The 21,696-nt window shown below is 52.9% G+C and carries 15 protein-coding genes, 12 tRNA genes and 1 pseudogene; 27 read left to right on the top strand and 1 reads right to left on the bottom strand.

The window, feature by feature from the left end:
* Positions 1–11 precede the first annotated feature (11 nt).
* Genes truD through rpoS form a run of 5 tightly spaced genes read left to right on the top strand, consistent with a single transcriptional unit; the run spans position 12 to position 4,559 of the window.
* Positions 12–1,076, top strand: a complete 1,065-nt coding sequence (truD, locus tag KDD30_RS12900) for a tRNA pseudouridine(13) synthase TruD (RefSeq protein WP_211649937.1) — start codon at positions 12–14, stop codon at positions 1,074–1,076.
* Positions 1,057–1,809, top strand: coding sequence for a 5'/3'-nucleotidase SurE (gene surE, locus KDD30_RS12895; RefSeq protein WP_211646213.1), 753 nt, complete (start codon positions 1,057–1,059; stop codon positions 1,807–1,809). Before truD ends, surE begins: the two co-directional genes overlap by 20 nt.
* Positions 1,809–2,438, top strand: coding sequence for a protein-L-isoaspartate(D-aspartate) O-methyltransferase (locus tag KDD30_RS12890; protein WP_211646212.1), 630 nt, complete (start codon positions 1,809–1,811; stop codon positions 2,436–2,438). Before surE ends, KDD30_RS12890 begins: the two co-directional genes overlap by 1 nt.
* Before the next feature lie 3 nt (positions 2,439–2,441).
* Positions 2,442–3,503: a peptidoglycan DD-metalloendopeptidase family protein gene (locus KDD30_RS12885; protein WP_211646211.1), complete on the top strand. Its 1,062-nt coding sequence runs from the start codon at positions 2,442–2,444 to the stop codon at positions 3,501–3,503.
* A gap of 54 nt (positions 3,504–3,557) precedes the next feature.
* Positions 3,558–4,559, top strand: coding sequence for an RNA polymerase sigma factor RpoS (gene rpoS / locus KDD30_RS12880; protein WP_211646210.1), 1,002 nt, complete (start codon positions 3,558–3,560; stop codon positions 4,557–4,559).
* 134 nt (positions 4,560–4,693) lie between these two features.
* Here the strand turns inward: rpoS and mutS are convergent, their stop codons facing one another.
* On the bottom strand, positions 4,694–7,231 hold the full coding sequence (gene mutS / locus KDD30_RS12875) for a DNA mismatch repair protein MutS (protein ID WP_371826096.1): 2,538 nt from the start codon (positions 7,229–7,231) through the stop codon (positions 4,694–4,696).
* Positions 7,232–7,416: 185 nt separating this feature from the next.
* Here mutS and pncC point away from each other — a divergent pair, with 185 nt between their 5' ends.
* The 22 genes and pseudogenes from pncC to KDD30_RS12765 all read left to right on the top strand — a co-directional run bounded on the left by pncC (position 7,417) and on the right by KDD30_RS12765 (position 21,671).
* Positions 7,417–7,905, top strand: a complete 489-nt coding sequence (gene pncC, locus KDD30_RS12870; RefSeq protein ID WP_211649935.1) for a nicotinamide-nucleotide amidase — start codon at positions 7,417–7,419, stop codon at positions 7,903–7,905.
* A 130-nt stretch (positions 7,906–8,035) separates the two neighbouring features.
* The gene (gene recA / locus KDD30_RS12865) at positions 8,036–9,103 is read left to right on the top strand and encodes a recombinase RecA (RefSeq protein WP_211646208.1); all 1,068 of its coding nucleotides are present in this window, start codon (positions 8,036–8,038) and stop codon (positions 9,101–9,103) included.
* A gap of 159 nt (positions 9,104–9,262) precedes the next feature.
* Positions 9,263–9,730, top strand: a complete 468-nt coding sequence (recX, locus tag KDD30_RS12860) for a recombination regulator RecX (RefSeq protein ID WP_249199141.1) — start codon at positions 9,263–9,265, stop codon at positions 9,728–9,730.
* Positions 9,731–9,909: 179 nt separating this feature from the next.
* Positions 9,910–12,533: pseudogene (gene alaS, locus KDD30_RS12855) on the top strand (alanine--tRNA ligase).
* A 345-nt stretch (positions 12,534–12,878) separates the two neighbouring features.
* Positions 12,879–13,076, top strand: coding sequence for a carbon storage regulator CsrA (gene csrA / locus KDD30_RS12850; protein ID WP_211646207.1), 198 nt, complete (start codon positions 12,879–12,881; stop codon positions 13,074–13,076).
* Between the two features lie 217 nt (positions 13,077–13,293).
* Positions 13,294–13,385: transfer RNA gene (locus tag KDD30_RS12845), tRNA-Ser, on the top strand.
* A gap of 33 nt (positions 13,386–13,418) precedes the next feature.
* Positions 13,419–13,495 (top strand) — tRNA-Arg (locus tag KDD30_RS12840).
* 48 nt (positions 13,496–13,543) lie between these two features.
* Positions 13,544–13,620 (top strand) — tRNA-Arg (locus tag KDD30_RS12835).
* Between the two features lie 11 nt (positions 13,621–13,631).
* Positions 13,632–13,723 (top strand) — tRNA-Ser (locus KDD30_RS12830).
* Between the two features lie 46 nt (positions 13,724–13,769).
* Positions 13,770–13,846 (top strand) — tRNA-Arg (locus KDD30_RS12825).
* 46 nt (positions 13,847–13,892) lie between these two features.
* Positions 13,893–13,969 (top strand) — tRNA-Arg (locus KDD30_RS12820).
* A gap of 10 nt (positions 13,970–13,979) precedes the next feature.
* Positions 13,980–14,071, top strand: a tRNA-Ser gene (locus KDD30_RS12815).
* Between the two features lie 47 nt (positions 14,072–14,118).
* Positions 14,119–14,195 (top strand) — tRNA-Arg (locus tag KDD30_RS12810).
* A gap of 45 nt (positions 14,196–14,240) precedes the next feature.
* Positions 14,241–14,317, top strand: a tRNA-Arg gene (locus tag KDD30_RS12805).
* Positions 14,318–14,351: 34 nt separating this feature from the next.
* Positions 14,352–14,428 (top strand) — tRNA-Arg (locus KDD30_RS12800).
* 47 nt (positions 14,429–14,475) lie between these two features.
* Positions 14,476–14,552 (top strand) — tRNA-Arg (locus KDD30_RS12795).
* Between the two features lie 38 nt (positions 14,553–14,590).
* A tRNA-Arg gene (locus tag KDD30_RS12790) sits at positions 14,591–14,667 on the top strand.
* A gap of 199 nt (positions 14,668–14,866) precedes the next feature.
* Positions 14,867–15,817 carry an NADP-dependent oxidoreductase gene (locus tag KDD30_RS12785; protein WP_211646206.1) on the top strand — a complete coding sequence of 317 codons (951 nt, stop codon included), beginning with the start codon at positions 14,867–14,869 and terminating at the stop codon, positions 15,815–15,817.
* Positions 15,818–15,820: 3 nt separating this feature from the next.
* On the top strand, positions 15,821–16,243 hold the full coding sequence (locus KDD30_RS12780) for a YqaA family protein (protein WP_211646205.1): 423 nt from the start codon (positions 15,821–15,823) through the stop codon (positions 16,241–16,243).
* A 40-nt stretch (positions 16,244–16,283) separates the two neighbouring features.
* Positions 16,284–19,136, top strand: coding sequence for a pitrilysin family protein (locus KDD30_RS12775; protein WP_211646204.1), 2,853 nt, complete (start codon positions 16,284–16,286; stop codon positions 19,134–19,136).
* A 194-nt stretch (positions 19,137–19,330) separates the two neighbouring features.
* Entirely contained in the window at positions 19,331–20,917 is a 1,587-nt protein-coding gene (gshA, locus tag KDD30_RS12770) for a glutamate--cysteine ligase (protein WP_211646203.1), read from the top strand.
* 139 nt (positions 20,918–21,056) lie between these two features.
* A complete protein-coding gene (locus KDD30_RS12765; protein WP_211646202.1) occupies positions 21,057–21,671 on the top strand; it encodes a hypothetical protein in 615 nt (204 codons plus the stop codon).
* Positions 21,672–21,696 lie beyond the last annotated feature (25 nt).

Here is a 21,696-nt window from a genome sequence, read left to right as displayed (position 1 = left end):
CTGTAAACATGATGACAATTGAAATGGACAGCCTGAGCTGGCTGTATGGTAAGCCGGTTTGCCGCGGGCGCAGCAAAGTTCGTCCGGAAGACTTTATCGTCAAAGAACAACTGGGATTTGATTTTGCCGGTAGCGGTGAACACTTCATGGTGAAAATCCGTAAAACCGGTGAAAACACCAAGTATGTTGTCAATGAGCTTGCCAAAGCCTGTGGCGTAAAATCCCGGGATGTCAGCTGGGCGGGACTGAAAGACCGCCATGCCGTGACCGAGCAATGGCTCAGTGTGCACCTGCCGGGGAAACCGGATCCGGATCTCACGCAGTTTGTCGCAGAGCACCCGGGGGTTGAGGTGATCGCCACAGATCGCCATGATAAAAAACTGCGTCCAGGCGATCTGGCCGGCAATACATTTGAGCTGCGACTGAGTGAACTGGACCAGCCCGCGGATGTCGTCTCCCGCCTGACACAGATCGAGCAGCACGGTGTGCCGAACTACTTTGGTGCGCAGCGATTCGGCCACGATGGTAATAACGTGATCAAAGCCCGTGCCTGGGGGAACGATGAGTTTCGGGTTCGGGATAAGAGCAAACGCAGTTTTTATCTGTCTGCAGCACGTTCCTGGCTGTTTAATCTCGTCCTGTCCCAGCGGATCGCGGCGGGTCAGGCAGCGACCCTGATGGCCGGTGACTGTGTTCAGGACAAAGAGACGGATAGCTGGACGCTGGTCGAGCAGGTTACCCCGGCGCTGCAGGCGCAGGTTGAGCAGGGCAGTGTGCTGATTACAGCTCCGATGATGGGTGACAATGCGCTGCCGACGCAGGGAGAGGTTGCCGACTTCGAAATGCAGATCATTGAGCAGGAACCTTTGCTGCTCAAACTGATCCGCGATAACCGCATGCGTCATGAGCGCCGTGCGCTGATGTTGCGACCAGGCGATATGCAGTGGTCGCTGGAAGCTGATCAACTGGTGGTTCAGTTCTCCCTGCCAGCGGGCTGCTTTGCAACGGCCGTGTTGCGAGAGCTGATTGATGAGCCGGAACAAAAGGATGGCAGATATGCGAATTTTGATCAGTAATGATGATGGTATCTTTGCTGAAGGAATCAATACATTGGCCGATACCCTGAAGGAACTGGGGGAGGTCTATGTGGTGGCACCGGACCGTAATCGCAGTGGCGCGTCAAATTCTCTGACGCTGGAAACACCGCTGCGGATCCGTGAAGAAGGAATTCGTCGGATTTCGGTGGAAGGGACACCAACCGACTGTGTTCATTTTGCGCTCAATGAGTGGATGACTGAAAAGCCGGATATCGTTGTTGCCGGGATTAACCACGGTGCCAATCTGGGCGATGATGTGCTGTACTCGGGCACCGTCGCCGCAGCCACCGAGGGGCATTTTTTAGGTGTGCCTGCAATTGCCGTTTCCCTGGTGGGGCGTGAGCACTTTGCCACAGCGGCTCAGGTCGTCAAGGAAGTCGTTGGCCGATTGAAGGTTCAGCCTTTACCCAGCAATAAAATTTTGAATATCAATGTTCCGGATGTCCCCTTGTCCGAGCTGGGTGAATGGCAGGTCACACGCCTGGGGGCGCGACACCGGGCTGAAAAAATGATCAAAGATACCGATCCGCGCGGGAAAACGATTTATTGGCTTGGTCCTCCCGGCAGCTGTCAGGATGCCGGGCCGGGCACTGATTTTTATGCGATTGAGCGCAAGCAGGTCTCAATGACCCCGCTTCAGGTTGATTTAACCGCGCATGATGCGTTAGATGACCTGTCGCAGTGGATGAAACAAGTGGAGAACAACGGATAATGCGCTATGCGGAACAACGCCATAGCCTGATGGAATATTTGAGTCAGCTGGGAATTGCTGACCGGCAAGTGCTGCAAGTGATGGACAAAGTTCCCCGCGAGCATTTTATTGATGAAGCCTTGTCTCACAAAGCTTATGAAAACAATGCTTTGCCAATCGGCAGTGGGCAGACAATCTCTCAGCCTTACATTGTTGCACGCATGACTGAACTGCTGGCATTGTCACCGAGCTCCCGGGTGCTTGAAATCGGCACCGGCTCGGGCTATCAAACGGCGATTCTGTCTCATCTGGTCGATCGGGTTTACTCCGTTGAGCGGATTAAAAAGCTGCAGTGGCAGGCAAAGCGCCGTTTTAAACAACTGGATTTACATAACATTTCCACCAAGCATGGTGATGGCTGGCAGGGGTGGTCAAGCAAAGGTCCTTTTGATGCCATCATTGTGACGGCTGCTGCGGATATTGTTCCGCCGGCGTTGCTGGCTCAACTGGCAGAAGGCGGGCGCTTGGTGGTCCCGGTTGGTGATATGAATCAAGTGCTCAAGTGTATCCGCTGTCTGGATGGTCACTATGTGACGGAAGAGATTACACCGGTACGCTTTGTTCCGCTGGTTGCAGGGGAGCTGGCTTAACCGATGAAAGGGTGGCAGGGAAAAAAGCGTCAATTATTCGCGGTGCTGGCAGCAGGCCATCTGCTGACTGCTTGCGCAACTTATCCGCCCCAAGGGGCCAATTATAACAACACGGAGCGTGGTAGTTACCGTGGCAGTTATTATGAGGTTCAAAAGGGCGACACCCTTTATTTCATTGCTTATCTTTCCGGGCGTGATGTCAATGAACTGATTGATATTAACCAGTTATCACCACCCTATACGATTTTTCCGGGTCAGAAACTCTTTCTCTGGAAACCGAAATACGTTGCACCACAATATGGTCAGAAAGTCGCATCGCGACCTTCACAGCCCATCGTGAAAAAACCGTCTGTACCACCGAAGCGGGAAGTCATTCCTTATCAGCCATCCGTGGTGGTCGGTCCAGTTGCGACAGCGACAGCGACGACTGCCACGGCTGCAGCGGCAACGACGGTGGCCGCTGTGAAACCACCTGTAAAATCAACTCAGCCAAGTAAGCCAGCACAAACCACAACGGCTGCAAAACCTGTGCCGGTGAAATCTTCGACTAAAGACGTACAAAAAAGCGCCAATAAAGGTGTTGATCGTCCTTCCACAAAAGAGTACTCTCAAGACTCAAAAAGTAACAAAGTTGTTACAACTCAGGCAAAACCAAAGGAAAACACAGCGAAGACTTCAAAGTCTGACGATGGCAAAGTTGACACTTGGAGATGGCCGACTAAAGGACGAGTGATTGCCGGATTCTCGAGCCGGGACAACGGCAATAAAGGCATTGATATCGCGGGTCAGCGTGGACAAGATGTTAACGCAACCGCTGCCGGAAAAGTTGTCTATGCAGGCAATGCACTCCGGGGTTATGGCAACTTGGTCATCATCAAACATAATGACGACTACCTGAGTGCCTATGCGCACAATGAGAAGGTACTTGTCAGGGAGCAAGATACGGTGACTGCGGGGCAGAAAATTGCCTCGATGGGCAGCTCAGGAACCAACAGTGTCCGGCTGCACTTTGAGATCCGTTACAAAGGCAAGTCAGTGAATCCGCTCAAGTACCTGCCAGACTGACAGACGGCTCGGGCGTGATGAACCGGATTTGCGAGACGCTATCTGGGAGGCGCTATGAGCAGAAGTAATGCAGCTACTGATATCGAAAACTACGATGAGTTTGATGACGATATAGAGCTTGAGGTTGAAGAGCAGGAAGCTGACATCTCAGCAAAATCCGAGGTTGAAGAGACGGAAGACGAGCTGGAAATCTCGTCTTATAGTGTCACTCAGAAAGCATTGGATGCAACGCAGCTTTACCTTGGTGAAATTGGTTTTTCCCCACTTTTAACCGCTGAGGAAGAAGTTCTTTATGCGCGTCGTGCCTTACGTGGTGATGAAGTCGCCCGTAAGCGGATGATTGAAAGTAACCTGCGTCTGGTGGTTAAAATTTCCCGCCGTTACAGCAATCGTGGTCTGGCGCTGTTGGATCTGGTTGAAGAAGGTAACTTGGGGCTGATCCGTGCGGTTGAAAAATTCGACCCTGAGCGTGGTTTTCGTTTCTCAACTTACGCGACCTGGTGGATCCGTCAAACCATTGAGCGGGCCATCATGAACCAAACCCGGACGATTCGTTTGCCTATTCATGTTGTGAAAGAACTGAACGTCTATTTGCGGACAGCCCGTGAACTGGCCCAAAAGCTGGATCATGAACCGACCGCTGAAGATATCGCCCTGCAACTGGATAAGTCCGTCGATGACGTGAACCGGATGCTACGCCTGAATGAGCGAGTCGGTTCGGTTGATAATCCGATTGGCGGGGATACCGAGAAAGCCTTGCTGGATATTATTCCGGATGAGCGTTGCGGTGGTCCGGAAACCTCAACGCAGGACGACGACATGAAAAATTCTATCGTCACTTGGTTGCAAGAGCTGAATCCGAAACAACGTGAAGTGCTTGCCCGCCGTTTTGGTCTGTTGGGTTATGAAGCATCCACGCTTGAAGATGTGGGTCGTGAGATTGGACTGACTCGTGAGCGAGTGCGTCAGATTCAGGTTGAAGGACTGCGCCGCCTGCGGGATATGCTGACCCATCAGGGTCTGAACATCGAATCTCTGTTCAATCAGGAAATGTAAGTACTGAGTGCAGAGAACTGATATCGAGAGACGTTGCTCAAAGGTTCAATGCACAAAGATATTATGGAAAGAGAGACCCTGAAAAAGGACGCCCGGCAGGCGTCCTTTTTTTGTGCGGCAGACAGGCTTGGCTGTTACAGCAAAGCCTTAAGGCGATAGAGTTCATCTAATGCCTGCCGTGGCGTTAGCTCGTCTGGATTCAGACGTGCTAACGCTTCTTCAACTTCACTTGGCTCAGGGAGCAGTGACAGTTGCTGAGTATCGCTGCTGTTCTGACTTGGCTGTGCAATCGCCTGCTGGTGGCCGCTGGCTTCCAGTTGCTGCAGTTTTTGCTTGGCGCGCTTAATCACAGATTTCGGAACACCAGCCAGACTGGCAACGGCCAGGCCGAAAGACTTACTGGCCGCACCTTCCTGTACGGCGTGCATGAACGCAATTTCATCGCCATGCTCGATTGCGTCCAGGTGAACATTCGCCAGTCCCGGTAACAGTGAAGGCAGTTCGGTCAGTTCAAAGTAGTGGGTGGCGAATAAGGTCATGGCGGCAATCTTCTCTGCCAGCCATTCAGCACTCGCCCAGGCCAGAGACAGACCATCATACGTACTGGTGCCGCGACCAATTTCATCCATCAGCACCAAACTGTTTTCAGTGGCATTGTGGAGGATGTTGGCGGTTTCAGTCATTTCGACCATGAAGGTCGAACGGCCGGATGCCAAATCATCCGAAGCACCAATCCGGGTGAAAATCCGGTCCAGCGGGCCGATGGTTGCAGCATCCGCCGGGACATAAGACCCAACATGTGCCAGCAGAGCAATGAGTGCGGTCTGGCGCATGTAGGTGGATTTACCGCCCATGTTCGGACCCGTGATGATCAGCATCCGCCGGTCCTGATGCAGTGAGATCGGGTTGGCGATGAATGGGTCATCCAGCACCTGCTCAACGACCGGGTGACGACCGGCACTGATTTCAACACCCGGTTTGTCTGTCAGGTGCGGACGGCAGTAGTTCAGCGTGTCGGCACGCTCCGCCAGATTCGCCAGCACATCCAGCTCAGAGAGCGCCGCGGCAGTCTGCTGCAACTGTGCCAGATGAGGCAGCAAGAGATCGAAGAGTTCTTCCCACAGCTTTTTCTCCAGTGCCAGCGCTTTGGACTTGGAGTTCAGCACTTTATCTTCATGTGCTTTCAGCTCGGGAATGATATAGCGTTCGGCATTTTTCAGCGTCTGGCGGCGTACATAATGGCTGGGCACTTTATGGCTCTGGCCCCGACTGATCTGAATATAAAAACCGTGCACCTGATTGAACCCAACTTTCAGGCTGTCGATATCATGTCGTTCGCGTTCGCTGGCTTCCAGCTCCTCGAGGAATTTCGTGGCACCATCGGCCAGATCGCGCCACTCATCCAGCTCGGCATTGTATCCGGGCGCCAGGACGCCGCCATCACGGATCACCACGGGCGGGTTTTCGATCACCGCGCGTTCCAGCAGCGTACACAGCTCATCCATGGGCTGGCTGTATTCGGCAAGCTGACGCAGATGATCGCTGCTGAACTCAGTCATGAGTCCAGCCAGTTCAGGCAGATACTGTAGTGCAGTCCGCATCCGGGCCAGATCGCGCGGCCGTGCAGAACGCAGCGCCAGCCGGGCCAGAATGCGTTCAAGATCGCCCATATGACGCAGAACATCGGCCAGTTCGGCAAACATGCCGCTGTCTTTCAGATTGCCGATGGCATCCAGTCGCTGATTCAGCTGTTGGTGGTTTCGCACCGGCTGATGCAGCCAGCGTTTGAGTAAACGGCTGCCCATAGGCGTCGCGGTCTGATCCAGTACTGAAGCCAGTGTGTTGTCGGTGCCCCCGGCCAGGTTTTGGGTCAGTTCCAGATTGCGGCGGGTTGCTGCATCCAGAATCACGGACTGCTCTTGTGTATCCCGGGTAATCGCTCGGATATGGGGCAGGGCCGTGCGCTGCGTATCTTTCACATATTGAAGCAGACAGCCAGCGGCACACAGACCAAATTCAGCGTTTTCAACGCCAAAGCCCACCAGATCACGGGTCCCGAATTGCAGAGTCAGTTGCTGGCGGGCCGTTTCCAGCGCAAATTCCCACACCGGACGGCGTCGCGCTCCTTTGAGATGACTGAACAGGCCCGGCAGCGGGAAATCTTCCGGGTACAGCAGTTCAACAGGGCTGGTGCGCTGCAGCTCGGCCTGCATTGCTTCTTCGGTTTCAGGCTCGGTCAGCATAAAGCGGCCGGAGGTGATATCCAGCGTGGCGTAACCGAAGCGGCCGTTCTGGCAGAAAATAGCGGCAATCAGGTTATCGCGCCGTTCATGCAGCAGCGCTTCATCACTGACGGTTCCGGGAGTAACAATACGCACGACCTGGCGTTCAACCGGTCCTTTGCTGGTGGCCGGATCGCCGATCTGCTCGCAAATTGCAACCGATACGCCTAACTGAACCAGTTTCGCCAGATAGGCTTCTACGGCGTGATATGGCACACCTGCCATGGGGATTGGCTGGCCATTGGACGCCCCCCGTTTGGTCAGCGAAATATCGAGCAGTTGTGAGGCTTGCTTGGCATCGTCAAAGAAGAGTTCGTAGAAATCGCCCATCCGGTAAAACAGCAGCACATCAGGGTTTTCTGCCTTGATTCTGAGATATTGCTGCATCATGGGAGTGTGTTTTTCTAAACTTTGTACTGTCACGCTGTCGCCCGCTTCAAACCGAGAAAAATCAGGCTGACTAGGATACGTGAAAGGTGTGGACGGGCAAAGAGGGCCGGAAGAATTTCTATGGCTTGATGCTGGTGGCGCAACCGAGTAAGGTGGCTGGATCGACTGCGCACGGAGGAAAGCAGATGGCAGAGACCTTACTCGCCGCCCAACTGGGAAAAGCCTTGGTTGCACGTCAATGGCTGGGCACAACAGCAGAATCCTGTACGGGCGGGGGTGTTTCCGCAGCCATCACGGATATTGCCGGAAGCTCAGCCTGGTTTGACCGGGCATTTGTGACCTACAGCAATGAGGCAAAGCAGGAAATGCTGGCGGTTCAGGCGGCAACACTGGCACAGTATGGTGCCGTCAGCGAGCCCGTCGTGCTGGAAATGGCTGCGGGGGCACTGGCTCATTCCCGTGCTCAGATGAGTGTCGCGATCAGTGGCATTGCCGGACCGGATGGCGGCACACCGCAAAAGCCGGTTGGCACCGTGTGCTTTGCCTGGGCGGATACAACCGGCTGGCAGCATGCGACGACCTGTTTGTTTGACGGGGACAGGCAGGCCGTTCGTGAGCAGGCGGTCGCGTACGCTTTGCAAGGTTTTCTGGATCGCTTGCAGGCCATGCAGTGAAGATCACACTCTGCTCCGGTCAGCGGGCTGGAGCGGAAAAAAAATCGCATCCAGTGCTAGACACTGTATGAATAGACAGTATACTAACCCGTAAATTGAATTCTTGAATTAGCATCCGTTGGAGAGTCGAATGGACGACAACAAACAGAAGGCTCTTGCCGCTGCCCTGGGTCAGATCGAAAAGCAGTTCGGTAAAGGCTCCATCATGAAGCTGGGTGACAACCGTACGATGGATATCGAAACCATCTCAACCGGTTCTCTGTCACTGGATATCGCACTGGGCGCTGGCGGCCTGCCAATGGGTCGTATCGTAGAAATCTATGGTCCGGAATCTTCAGGTAAAACCACGCTGACGCTGGAAACCATTGCTGCAGCACAGCGTAAAGGCAAAACCTGTGCCTTCATCGATGCTGAGCACGCACTGGATCCGATTTATGCGAAGAAACTGGGCGTGAACATCGATGAGCTGCTGGTTTCTCAGCCGGATACCGGTGAGCAGGCACTCGAAATCTGTGACGCGCTGGCACGCTCTGGTGCTGTTGATCTGATTGTTGTCGACTCCGTTGCCGCCCTGACCCCGAAAGCTGAAATCGAAGGCGAAATGGGTGACTCTCACATGGGTCTGCAAGCTCGGATGCTTTCTCAGGCGATGCGTAAGCTGACCGGTAACCTGAAACAGTCAAACTGTATGTGTATCTTCATCAACCAGATCCGAATGAAGATTGGTGTGATGTTTGGGAACCCGGAAACAACAACAGGTGGTAACGCCCTGAAATTCTATGCTTCTGTTCGTCTGGACATCCGCCGTACCGGCGCGATCAAAGAAGGCGACGAAGTGGTGGGGAACGAAACCCGCATTAAAGTTGTGAAAAACAAAATTGCAGCGCCGTTTAAGCAAGCGGATACGCAGATTCTTTACGGACAGGGTTTCAACCGCAATGGCGAGCTGATAGACCTGGGCGTGAAGCAAAAACTGATTGAAAAAGCTGGTGCCTGGTACAGCTATCAGGGTGACAAGATTGGTCAGGGTAAGGCGAATGCCTGTAAGTACCTGTCTGAGAACCCGGAAATTGCACAAACCATTGACAAGCTGTTGCGTGAGCAATTGCTGACGCCTGCAAATCTGAGCGATGAAGATGCTGAGCTGGCGAGTGCAGATGCAGAAAAGATTGATGCTCAGGAAGGCGAAGCTTTTTAAGCTGACCGCTGATCGAGCTTAAAACAGCACAGGATCAGAACTGAAACAACGGGCGCTGTACGGCGGTGATTTCACCAACGTCAGTGCCCGTTGTGTTTTGGGGCGTTCAGCCACGGACAAATGACACAGATGCAGGACAACTGAAAACAGGGGATATCCGTGAGACGACAACCACCTAAAATTTCGGCAAAAGAAGCGGCGGTCGGGTATCTGTCGCGTCGTGATCATGCAGAGCGGGAACTGCAACAGAAACTGAAAATGCGCGGATACAGCGAGCAGGATGTTCAGGAAGCGATTGATTTCTGTCAGGATTATCAATGGCTTGATGATGCCCGGTATGCCGCCATGGCTGTGCGGAATGGTGTTACCAAAGGCTGGGGGAAGCTGCGTATTCAGCAGGAAATGAAAATGAAAGGGGTACACGAACTGTGTATCAAGCAGGCATTGGCTGATGCTGAGGTGGACTGGTTTGAACAGGCAAAATCAGTCGCGCAGCGTAAATTTGGCAATCAACCAATGGATACGCCAAAAGAAAAAGCGCGCAGGCTGCGCTTCATGCAGTCCCGCGGATTTGACTTTGAACAAATCCGCTATGCTTTATCGGTTGATGACGAATACGAAGGCTGATTTTTCTCCTGTGTTCACAGAACATTTCCCGTCAAACCCGCGTTGTTTTACAATAGTCAGCAAACCTTTTATCTTAGTCTGATTAAACCTGCATTTGGGCCGAATTTGGGTTCGAGCTCAGACAACTGAATGGCAGTTGCCGGCAGGGGGATTAACACAGCATTATTCAGGATTTTCAAATGTACATGAGCACTGATGAGATTCGCCGTGCGTTTCTTACGTTTTTTGAAAGCAAAGGCCACCAGATTGTCGACAGTTCGTCACTGGTTCCGGCCAATGACCCGACCCTGCTGTTTACGAATGCGGGGATGAACCAGTTTAAAGATACCTTCCTGGGTCTGGAAAAGCGTAATTACACCCGAGCGACCACGGCACAGCGCTGTGTACGTGCTGGTGGTAAGCACAATGACCTGGAAAATGTTGGCTTTACTGCACGTCACCATACTTTCTTTGAAATGCTGGGGAACTTCAGTTTCGGGGATTACTTCAAAGAAGATGCGATTCAATATGGCTGGGAATTCCTGACTGGTGTTTTGAAGCTGCCAAAAGAGCGTCTGTTGGTCACGGTTTATCAGACCGATGATGAAGCCTTTGATATTTGGCACAAAGTCATTGGCCTGCCTGAAGACCGGATTATCCGCATTGGCGATAAGCAAGGCGGGAAGGCATTCGAATCTGATAACTTCTGGCAGATGGGTGACACAGGTCCGTGTGGTCCATGTACAGAAATCTTCTATGATCACGGTGATCACATCTGGGGTGGTCCTCCGGGTTCACCGGAAGAAGACGGTGATCGTTTCATCGAGATCTGGAACATCGTCTTCATGCAGTTCAACCGTCAGGCGGACGGTCAAATGGACCCACTGCCAAAACCATCCGTTGATACCGGTATGGGGATTGAGCGTCTGGCTGCGATTTTGCAGCACGTACACTCAAACTATGAAATTGATATCTTCCAGACGCTGATCAAAGAAGCGGCGTCTGTGATTGGTTACGACGACCTGTCGAACCAGTCGCTGCGTGTGGTTGCGGACCATATCCGCTCCTGCGCCTATCTGATCGTGGATGGCGTGATGCCGTCGAACGAAGGCCGGGGTTATGTCCTGCGCCGGATCATCCGTCGTGCGGTGCGGCACGGCAATAAGCTGGGTGCCAATGGTGCATTCTTCTACAAACTGGTGGGTCCGCTGGCAGAAGTCATGGGCACCGCAGGAGAAGCGCTGAAGCAACAGCAGGCGATGGTCGAGAAGGTGCTGAAGATCGAAGAAGAGAACTTCGGTCGTACGCTGGATCGCGGCATGGCAATTCTGAATGATGCATTGGATGCGCTGGATGGCAAGGTGCTGGACGGCGAGACCGTATTCAAACTGTACGACACTTATGGTTTCCCGGCAGACCTGACCAACGATGTGGCGCGTGAGCGTGGTTTCAGCATTGACGAAGAAGGTTTCAACAATGCCATGGAAGCCCAGCGTCAGCGCGCCCGTGAAGCTGGCCAGTTCGGTGTTGACTACAACGACAGCGTGAAAGTGGATGCGGAAACTGAGTTCTGCGGGTATGACGGCACTCAGGGTGAAGGCCAGGTGGTCGCACTGTTCCGCGACGGTGAAGCGGTTGAAGCCATCGCTGCGGGTGAAAAAGCGCTGGTCATTCTGGATCACACACCGTTTTACGCCGAGTCAGGCGGTCAGTGTGGCGATACTGGTGTGCTGACGGCAAACGGTGTTGCATTCCAGGTTGAAGACACACAAAAATTCGGTGATGCGATTGGCCACCAGGGGGGCTGAACGAAGGGGCTCTGAAAGTTGGGGACCGTTTATCTGCTGCGGTGGATGCTGCGCGCCGTGCGGCAATCAGCCTGAACCACTCCGCCACCCACCTGCTGCACGCTGCATTGCGTCAGGAACTGGGTGAACATGTCACTCAGAAAGGCTCTCTGGTGAAGCCAGACAGTCTGCGTTTTGACTTCTCGCATCTGGAATCGGTGAAGCCGGAACAACTGCGTAAAATTGAGCGCATTGTGAATGAGCAGATTCGCCTGAACCATGCCGTTGAAACCAATGTCATGGACATCGAAGCCGCCAAAGCGAAAGGTGCAATGGCACTGTTTGGCGAGAAGTACGACGATGAAGTTCGTGTCCTGACCATGGGTGAATTCTCGACCGAACTCTGCGGTGGCATTCACGCTCGCCGGACCGGTGATATTGGTTTGTTCAAGATTGTTTCTGAAGGCGGGATTGCAGCGGGTATCCGTCGGATTGAAGCCGTCACCGGTGAAGGTGCAATTGCGGCACTGCATGCACAAGACAATCTGCTGGCAGAAACGGCGGGTCTGGTGAAGTCAGACGCTGCTTCCATCACCAGTAAAGTCAGCGCACTGGTTTCGCAGAACAAGCAGCTGGAGAAAGAGCTCCAACAGCTGAAAGATAAACTGGCGGCGCAGGAAAGTGCAGGACTGATCAATCAGGTTCAGGATATCAATGGGACTAAGGTCTTGATTGCCAAGCTTGATGGTGCCGATAACAAAGCCTTGCGTGGTATGGTTGACGAGCTGAAAAACCAGATGGGAAGTGGTGTTGTGATTCTGGGTAACGTCAGCGAGGGTAAAGTTGGCCTGATTGCCGGTGTCACGAAGGACATGACGTCGAAAGTGAAGGCTGGCGAGCTGGTGAACATGGTTGCTCAGCAGGTTGGCGGTAAAGGGGGCGGTCGTCCGGACATGGCTCAGGCTGGTGGTTCGGATGCAAGCGCGTTACCTGCTGCACTGGAAAGCGTATCACCTTGGCTCAGTGAGCGTCTCTGACGGACGTTTCTGCTGATCATCACTGAATGCGGCAACGGTCACTTAAGTGTTTGATGTCGGCTGTGGTACAGTCGACATCAATGGTTAAGAAAGTGCTACAATGACAAGCAGTTGAGGCGTAAAAACGAACCGTAAGCCGTCTGTGCGTGGTTCTTGCCATGAAAACAGAACGGATCGCTGTGGTACGCCGGATGCAGAAAATGTTTGTGGTTGATTGTCAAAGTCTGGATAATCGCCCACTTCTCGCTGTTTCTTGAGCAGTGACCATGAACTCCGGGCCATCTAGAAATGGAAAATGGCCTGATAAACACTAATTAAAAGTAAGATTACTCAAGGAGCAATCGAATGCTAATTTTGACTCGTCGCGTAGGTGAGACGCTAATGATCGGTGACGAAGTAACCGTAACCGTGCTTGGCGTGAAGGGAAATCAGGTTCGCATCGGTGTCAATGCGCCGAAAGAAGTGTCTGTTCACCGTGAAGAAATCTACATGCGTATACAGGCAGAGAAAGATACCGGATCGCAAAGCTCGGGTAACTACTAATTTCTGTTTTACAAAAGAGGTCGGCTGTGAAGCTGGCCTTTTTTGTCTGTGCCGGGATCCGGTACCTAACCAGCCTTTCGGATTGAAAAAACAAGCTTCAGGGAGCTTTTGCTAGCGGTTTGGCGATTAAGTGTCCAGGTGCATCTGGAATGGCACTTTTTCTCAATAAAGTGTTTGACTTATTTTTGCCTGACAGTAATATGAGCGACCGCAAGACGGTGAGGTGGCCGAGAGGCTGAAGGCGCTCCCCTGCTAAGGGAGTATACGGTTTATCCCGTATCGAGGGTTCGAATCCCTCCTTCACCGCCATTTCTTTTTGAAAGAAATATCGCTTGCAATTGCGCGTCCGTAGCTCAGCTGGATAGAGTACCTGGCTACGAACCAGGCGGTCGGAGGTTCGAATCCTCCCGGACGCGCCATAATTTTGAAGCAGTGCTCCTGTGGTGCTGCTGACTCACTGTTTCTGCGCGCTCGTAGCTCAGCTGGATAGAGTACCTGGCTACGAACCAGGCGGTCGGAGGTTCGAATCCTCCCGAGCGCGCCATTATTCAGTGTGGTGAGGTGGCCGAGAGGCTGAAGGCGCTCCCCTGCTAAGGGAGTATACGGTTTATCCCGTATCGAGGGTTCGAATCCCTCCTTCACCGCCATTCTTAAGTTTGGCTGAAATCAGCCAAAGTTGAAGAAACAATCTGCGCGTCCGTAGCTCAGCTGGATAGAGTACCTGGCTACGAACCAGGCGGTCGGAGGTTCGAATCCTCCCGGACGCGCCACAATTTGATTGCAATGCGGCAGCGTTGCAAAAACACAAGATTCTGCGCGCTCGTAGCTCAGCTGGATAGAGTACCTGGCTACGAACCAGGCGGTCGGAGGTTCGAATCCTCCCGAGCGCGCCATTATTTGTGTGGTGAGGTGGCCGAGAGGCTGAAGGCGCTCCCCTGCTAAGGGAGTATACGGTTTATCCCGTATCGAGGGTTCGAATCCCTCCTTCACCGCCATTCTTCCAATAGCTAGAGTCCCTTTAGATATTGTGTGAGATCCCTGCGCGTCCGTAGCTCAGCTGGATAGAGTACCTGGCTACGAACCAGGCGGTCGGAGGTTCGAATCCTCCCGGACGCGCCATTATTTCCAAGTATCAATGGACTGCTACTTCAAAACTGATTCTGCGCGCTCGTAGCTCAGCTGGATAGAGTACCTGGCTACGAACCAGGCGGTCGGAGGTTCGAATCCTCCCGAGCGCGCCATCATTCCGTACCGTGATCGCATCACGAAGCCTGCGCGTCCGTAGCTCAGCTGGATAGAGTACCTGGCTACGAACCAGGCGGTCGGAGGTTCGAATCCTCCCGGACGCGCCATTATTTCCAAGTATCAATGGATTGTTACTTCAAAAAACTGATTCTGCGCGCTCGTAGCTCAGCTGGATAGAGTACCTGGCTACGAACCAGGCGGTCGGAGGTTCGAATCCTCCCGAGCGCGCCATCATTTCGTACCGTGATCACATCACGAACACAATCTGCGCGTCCGTAGCTCAGCTGGATAGAGTACCTGGCTACGAACCAGGCGGTCGGAGGTTCGAATCCTCCCGGACGCGCCACCTTTTGAAAACCCGGCCTCGCGCCGGGTTTTTTCTTTTCATCTTTCAGGCTTCCCTCGGGCATCACTGGTATTTCGGGTCAGAAAGCGGTAGTTTTGGCTAGCTTTGCAACCCGTAAGGTTCTGACCCGCAGGTTGAGCGAGTGCTTATCGCTTTCCTGGGTCAACGGAACAAGACCAGAATCAGAAGGAATCCACGCATGACCTGTCAACAGCTTGCCATCACAGCTTTCGGCGATGTAAAAAACCTGCAACTGCAATCGGCAGTGACCCCTGTGCCTGAAGGGCGCCAAGTCTTGGTTGGGGTGTCTTTTGCCGGAGTGAATCCGATTGATGCCAAAACCCGTGCCGGACTGGGCTGGGCTGCGCAACAGAATCAGGACAAACTTCCCTGGGTGCCGGGCTACGATATGGCTGGGGTGATTCTGGCTGTTGGTGAGGAGGTCACTCAATGGACAGTCGGCCAGCATGTGTGCGGTTTCGTGGGCTTTCCGCTGGCAGGCGGATGTTATAGTGAACAGGTGCTGGCTGATGCGGATGCTTTATCTGCGGTTCCTGAAACTGTCTCTCTGGCACATGCTGCAGCGTTACCACTGGCTGGACAGACGGCGCTGCAGGCGTTGGAGAAGGCTTCGGTGAAGTCGGGCGATTGCGTGCTGATCCTGGCGGGTGCTGGCGGTGTCGGCCATCTGGCGGTACAACTCGCGAAGGCGAAAGGCGCGGTTGTGCTGGCCACCTGTTCTGCAGATAATCTTGAGTTTGTCTCTGCGCTGGGCGCAGAAGCGATCGATTACCGTGCCCAGACGCTGAACACAGGCATGAAGCCTGTCGATGTCCTGATTGATTTAGTGGGTGGCGAGGCTGGTATTGAAGCACAAGCATGTGTGAAGCCAGGAGGTCGTGTCGTCACCGTTCCGACCATTACGGCTGAAGCCGTGAATGCTTGCGCCAAAATGGCAGGCCTACATGCGCAGGGCATGTTGGTTTCTCCTTCAGTTGCGCAAAATGATCTGATGCTGGCGATGATGGCAAAAGGCGAACTGAAACTGCATATTTCCGAACACTTCAACCTAGAAGCCGGCGCACAGGCGCACCGCCAGATCGAAACCGGGCGGACCCGCGGGAAGATCGTGCTCGTGATGAAAGGTTAACGGATGGACTGGAGTTGGTCCGGCGAGACCATTCTCTGGGGATTATTTTTCTCCGGACTGCTCAGTGCCACTTTGTTGCCGGGCGGCTCAGAAGCCGGTTTACTGGCTGCATTGATCCAACCTGCCGAACCCGTCTGGATGCTGGTTGCCGTGACGACTGCCGGAAATACGCTGGGTGGTTTCGTCACCTTTTATATGGGACGATGGCTGCCGGATAAAACTTCTGAAGAAAATCAGGGTCATACTAAAGCCGTTCGTTGGATTCAAAAATATGGTTACTGGAGTTTGCTGCTGAGCTGGGTACCGATTGTCGGTGATCCTTTATGCCTGGCAGCAGGTTGGCTCCGGATGCGGGCCAGCCTCTGTGCTGTCATGATTCTGACCGGAAAAACGGCACGGTATGCGCTTTTAGCGCTACTGTTTTGATTGATCATTCCCCAAATAACAAAAGAGAAGGAAGGCGAGTGTGCAAAAGCGGATTCTGAGCCTTGCGTTGCTGATCCTGAGCGGATGCAGTAGTCAGACGCCCCCCGAATCATCACAGGCTTTACCTGATGGTGTGCATTTCGTAGAGCGTGTTTCAAATTCCGGCGACGATGTTGTCATTCCATACAGCAAGTATGTGCTGGATAACGGATTGACCGTGATCCTGCATGAGGATGATTCTGATCCGCTGGTTCATGTTGATGTGACTTATCATGTGGGCTCTGCCCGGGAGCAACTGGGTAAGTCAGGTTTTGCTCATTTCTTTGAGCATATGATGTTTCAGGGCTCGAAGCATGTGGGCGATCAGGAGCATTTCCGTTTGATCACGGAAGCGGGGGGGAGCATGAATGGCACCACCAACCGCGACCGGACCAATTATTTTGAAACCGTCCCATCAAACCAGTTGGAAAAAGTTCTGTGGCTGGAATCAGACCGAATGGGATTTCTGCTCAGTGCTGTGTCGCAGCACAAATTTGAAATTCAGCGCTCAACGGTCAAAAACGAGCGGGCACAGCGATACGAAAACAGCCCTTATGGTCTGGTGCATGAACGGATTGGCGAAGCCTTGTTCCCGCGCACGCATCCATACTCCTGGCAGCCGATTGGCTATGTGGAAGATTTAGATCGGGTGGATGTGAACGACCTGAAGGCTTTCTTCCTGCGCTGGTATGGTCCGAACAATGCCACGCTGACGATTGGTGGAAAGCTGGATAAAGCAGAAACCCTGGCCTGGGTTGAAAAGTATTTCGGGGATATTCCCCGCGGGCCAGAAGTTGTCAACCCGCCTAAGCAGCCGGTGACACTGCCCGGTGACCGTTTCCTGACGCTGGAAGATAATATCCGTCAGCCGATGCTGATGATGGCCTGGCCAACCTCTTATAAAGGGGCCAAAGATGACGCTTCTCTGGACATGCTGGCGAAAGTGATTGGCGGCGGCAAGAACAGTATTTTGTATCAGTCGCTGGTGAAAACAGGCAAAGTCGTAGATGCTGGTGCTTATCATGATTGTGGTGAGCTGGCCTGTACCCTCTACGTGTATGCGATTGGTCAGAGTGACCAGAGCGGACGTTTGGATCAGATCTATGACGATGTCAGTACAGTGCTGAGCAGTCTGGCACAGCGCGGTGTGAACCAAAAAGATCTGGATGAAATGAAAGGGATGGCAGAAGCCTCTGCGATCTTCGGACTGCAAAGTGTGCACGGCAAAGTGGCGCAGCTCGCAGCCTATCAGACCTTCTACGGTAACCCGAATCGTTTAAGTACAGAACTGGATAACCTGCGTCAGGTTCAGCCAGCCGATGTTGAAGCGGTATATCAGCGCTATGTGGAAAACAAGCCTAAAGTCGTTTTGAGTACAGTGCCAAAAGGTCGTACCGATCTGGCAGCCGCCAAAGCGAATTACCAGCCAGCTCCTCGGATCATCCCGGAGCACAAGTCGTTGTCGGATAAAGCCTTGCATCTGCGCGAGCCGCAGCAAGAAAGCTTCGACCGCTCTGTGATGCCCCAGCCGTCTGAACCTGTGACAGCAACCGTTCCTGCGTTATATCGCTTTCAGTTGGCGAATGGCATTGAAGTGCTGGGCACCGCGTATGACGAAACACCGACAGTAGAACTGCAACTGGTGCTGCCTGCCGGACGACGGTATGAACCGGCCGGAAAAGATGGTCTGGCTGAACTCACCGCCGCCATGATGGCTGAAGACAGTCTGCGCAGTTCATCAGAAGATTTGGTGTCTCGTCTGGATACGCTGGGCAGCAGTATTTCCTGGAACCCTGGGATGTACGGCACTGTGGTTTCTGTGGCTTCACTGAAAGAAAATCTGCCGGAAACTCTGGCGATTTTGCAGGAGCGTTTATTCGAGCCAGCTTTCACGGAAGAAGATTTTGCCCGGATCAAGCAGCAGGCACTGGAAGGGCTGGTGTATGATCATCAGCGTCCGAGCTGGCTTGCCAGTCAGGCCACCCGGGAAGTGCTCTATGGTAAAACGATTTTTGGTCGTCCATCGGAAGGCACCACGGCTTCGATTCAGAGCATCACACTGGACGATGTGAAAGCCTTCTACAAGCGTTATTACACGCCGAATGGTGCACAGTTGGCGGTGATTGGTGAAGTCACCCCGGCAACGCTCAAATCAGATCTGGCATTTCTGGCACAATGGCAGGGAGCTCCGGAACCGAGTTATGTGACACCAGCGCTGCCTGCTGAAAACCAGCCGACTGTCTGGCTGGTGGATAAACCGGGCGCGCCTCAGAGCACTGTTCGCTTTGTTCGTCGTGCCTTGCCGTTTGATGCAACCGGTGAGCAATTTGAACTGCAACTGGCGAATTTTAATCTGGCCGGAAACTTTAACAGTCGGATCAACCTGAATCTGCGGGAAGACAAAGGCTATACCTACGGTGCAGGCGGTTATCAGAGTGGTAATAAAGAAGTGGGACTGTCGGTGTTCTATGCCGAAGTGCGGGCCGATGCCACATTACCGTCGATTCAGGAAATGCGCAAAGAACTGCAAGAATACAGCCAGAATGGCCTGACGAAAGAAGAGCTGGCGTTTATGCGTCTGGCTGTGGGTCAGCAGGAAGCGCTGAGTTATGAAACGCCGGGGGATAAAGGTGATCTGCTCCGCCAGATCATGACGTATCACCTGCCGGATGACTTTGTCTCACAGCGAAATGAGATCACGGCATCGATCAGTTCCCAGCGCCTGAACGCACTTGCAGCGAAGTGGTTTGTTCCCTCGGATTATCAGATCATTGTCGTGGGTGATGCTGCGTCATTATTGCCCCAATTGAAGACCTTGGATTTACCGGTCCGTCCGTTGAAACCTGTGCAATAAAGCCGAATAATCTAAAGGCTGTTCAGGCCGGATTCAGTTGATTATCTAAGCCGATACCTTGTGTGTCGGCTTTTCTTATTGTTGCGATGTCAGCAGGCAGGAAACCCTTTGCCAGATCAACAATAATCATGGTAATCAGCAAAAATAATGATTACCCTAGCTCCCCTGTGATAGTGATAATTGAGAAGAACCGGATGGATTTTTCGCAAAGGTTAGAGAGGGTGTCAGCGGACCCGCAAGCGCTGACACAAATCGGGCGCGGCCTGGAACGGGAAGCGTTACGAATCACCCCGCAAGGCAAATTATCAACCCAACCGCATCCTGCTGGTTTAGGTTCAGCCCTGACCAATCAGTGGGTCACGACGGACTTTGCTGAGTCGCTGCTGGAATTTATTACCCCGGTTTCAAGAAATGTTGACGATTTACTGTCTCAATTGTCTGATATCCATAAATTCAGTTACACCCAGATGGGTGAAGAAATGCTGTGGCCGATGTCTATGCCTTGTTATGTCGGGGATGAGTCGGACATTCAGCTGGCACAGTACGGCCAGTCCAATATCGGACAGATGAAAACACTGTACCGGGAAGGTCTGAAGCGCCGTTATGGCAGTGTGATGCAGATTATCTCCGGCGTGCATTTCAACTTTTCTTTTCCGGATGCCTTTTGGCAGCAACTCTTTGGCGAACAGACTGAACAGGAACGACAGACCTCTGTGTCTGATGCCTATTTTGCTCTGATCCGAAATTATTACCGGTTTGGCTGGCTGATCCCGTATCTGTTCGGGGCTTCTCCAGCCTTGTGTGGCTCTTTCCTGAAGCAGGATACGGATCATCTGAATTTCAGCAAAACCGGTAGCGGCACTTACTTTTTACCTCAGTCGACCGCATTGCGTCTGAGTGATCTGGGATATACCAATCACGCGCAAAGCGCTCTGAAAATAGGTTTTAACAGTCTGTCTCAATATCTGGATGGACTGCAGAAAGCGATACATACCCCGTCGGAAGAGTTTGCTGAAATTGGTGTGAAAGTGGATGGCGAGTTACGCCAGCTCAATACCAATGTGCTGCAGATTGAAAATGAACTTTATGCGCCTATCCGGCCAAAGCGTGTGGCCTTGAGCGGCGAGAAACCCTCCGAGGCGTTGTGCCGTGGTGGTGTTGAATATATTGAAGTTCGCTCGCTGGATGTGAATCCATTCAGTCCAGTTGGGGTCACAGAAACCCAGGTTCGTTTTCTGGATTTATTTCTGACCTGGGCAGTCCTGTCGCCTTCAGATAATATGGACGATGCCGAACTGGCCTGCTGGCGCGATAACTGGAAAAAAGTTGTACTGCACGGCCGGGATCCTGATTTGCAGCTTCAGATTGGCTGTCAGGGTGAGCGTTTGTCGCTTCATGACTGGGCGCTGCGCGTCTTTACCGAGCTTGAACAAGTGGCGGTTGCGATGGATCAGGCGCATGGCGGTGATGCGTATCAGCAAACCTTAGCTACACTAACCGGTTGGGTGGAAAATCCTGAGCTGACGCTGTCTGCACAGGTACTGCGTGAGATTGAAGCACACGAAGGGATCCGTAACTTCGGGATGGCGCTGGCAGACAAACACGCTCAGTGGCTGAATGAGCAAGCGTACCGTCGTTATTCTCAGGCCGAGTTTGAACAGGAAACCCAAGCTTCTGTGGCACGTCAGGAAAAAATTGAGCAATCGGACGAGCTGTCATTCGAAGCGTTCCTGGCAGACTATTTTGCCGATCTGGACGTGAATGCTTTTTCGAAGGCTTAAACGCAGATAAAAAAAACGGGCAGCGACCTTGCTGCCCAATCAATCATTACAATTTCGCAGGGATGACGACAGTTTGCACTGCCAGTCATAATATCTGACCTGCCATTTTCACTTTGGTTCCAACTCAGGGAGTGAAAAAATGCCTCTGGTGAGAAAGAAATGGCCAGTGTTGATATTCCTGTCTTTGATAACAACAGGTTGCGCGACTCCGCCGCCCAAAAATCAATCGAATCTATGTGAAATTTTCCGGGAAAACCCTGACTGGTATGAGGATGCCCTCGCCATGGAACAGCAGTGGGGGACACCGATTCAGGTTGCCATGGCTTTTGTCCGTCAGGAAAGTGCTTTTCGTCATGACGCCCGGCCACCTCGCCCATACGTTCTGGGTTTTATCCCCTGGTTTCGAAACAGCAGCGCTTACGGTTATGCGCAGGCTCAGGACCCGGCCTGGGGTGAATTTCAGCAGGCGACCGGTGGCTGGAGCTCCCGGACAGACTTTGATGACTCCCTGATGTTTATCGGCTGGTATACCACGGAAACCCAGCGTCAGCTTGGGATCTCCAAATGGGATGCTTACAATCAGTATCTGGCCTATCATGAAGGACGAGGTGGATACCGGCGGGGCTCATATCGGCAAAAGCCGACTTTGTTACAAGTGTCCCGCAAGGTCGATCAACAGGCGAAATCGTACGGCTGGCAGTTAAAGCAGTGCCGGCAGGAATTGGAAGCAAACAGGAGCTGGTGGCCGTTCTGATCAAACAGGGCGACACCATCAGCAC

It is taken from the genome of Photobacterium sp. GJ3 (assembly GCF_018199995.1).
Taxonomy (GTDB): domain Bacteria; phylum Pseudomonadota; class Gammaproteobacteria; order Enterobacterales; family Vibrionaceae; genus Photobacterium.
Note: the sequence above shows the minus strand (reverse complement) of the source record. Positions and strands in the feature narration are given on the sequence as shown.

What these genes read in the sequence shown, in the direction of transcription:
- truD (WP_211649937.1), top strand. Translation starts at nt 12, where the DNA reads ATGACAATTGAAATGGACAGCCTGAGCTGGCTGTATGGTAAGCCGGTT.
- surE (WP_211646213.1), top strand. Translation starts at nt 1,057, where the DNA reads ATGCGAATTTTGATCAGTAATGATGATGGTATCTTTGCTGAAGGAATC.
- KDD30_RS12890 (WP_211646212.1), top strand. Translation starts at nt 1,809, where the DNA reads ATGCGCTATGCGGAACAACGCCATAGCCTGATGGAATATTTGAGTCAG.
- KDD30_RS12885 (WP_211646211.1), top strand. Translation starts at nt 2,442, where the DNA reads ATGAAAGGGTGGCAGGGAAAAAAGCGTCAATTATTCGCGGTGCTGGCA.
- rpoS (WP_211646210.1), top strand. Translation starts at nt 3,558, where the DNA reads ATGAGCAGAAGTAATGCAGCTACTGATATCGAAAACTACGATGAGTTT.
- mutS (WP_371826096.1), bottom strand. Translation starts at nt 7,231, where the DNA reads ATGATGCAGCAATATCTCAGAATCAAGGCAGAAAACCCTGATGTGCTG.
- pncC (WP_211649935.1), top strand. Translation starts at nt 7,417, where the DNA reads ATGGCAGAGACCTTACTCGCCGCCCAACTGGGAAAAGCCTTGGTTGCA.
- recA (WP_211646208.1), top strand. Translation starts at nt 8,036, where the DNA reads ATGGACGACAACAAACAGAAGGCTCTTGCCGCTGCCCTGGGTCAGATC.
- csrA (WP_211646207.1), top strand. Translation starts at nt 12,879, where the DNA reads ATGCTAATTTTGACTCGTCGCGTAGGTGAGACGCTAATGATCGGTGAC.
- KDD30_RS12785 (WP_211646206.1), top strand. Translation starts at nt 14,867, where the DNA reads ATGACCTGTCAACAGCTTGCCATCACAGCTTTCGGCGATGTAAAAAAC.
- KDD30_RS12780 (WP_211646205.1), top strand. Translation starts at nt 15,821, where the DNA reads ATGGACTGGAGTTGGTCCGGCGAGACCATTCTCTGGGGATTATTTTTC.
- gshA (WP_211646203.1), top strand. Translation starts at nt 19,331, where the DNA reads ATGGATTTTTCGCAAAGGTTAGAGAGGGTGTCAGCGGACCCGCAAGCG.
- KDD30_RS12765 (WP_211646202.1), top strand. Translation starts at nt 21,057, where the DNA reads ATGCCTCTGGTGAGAAAGAAATGGCCAGTGTTGATATTCCTGTCTTTG.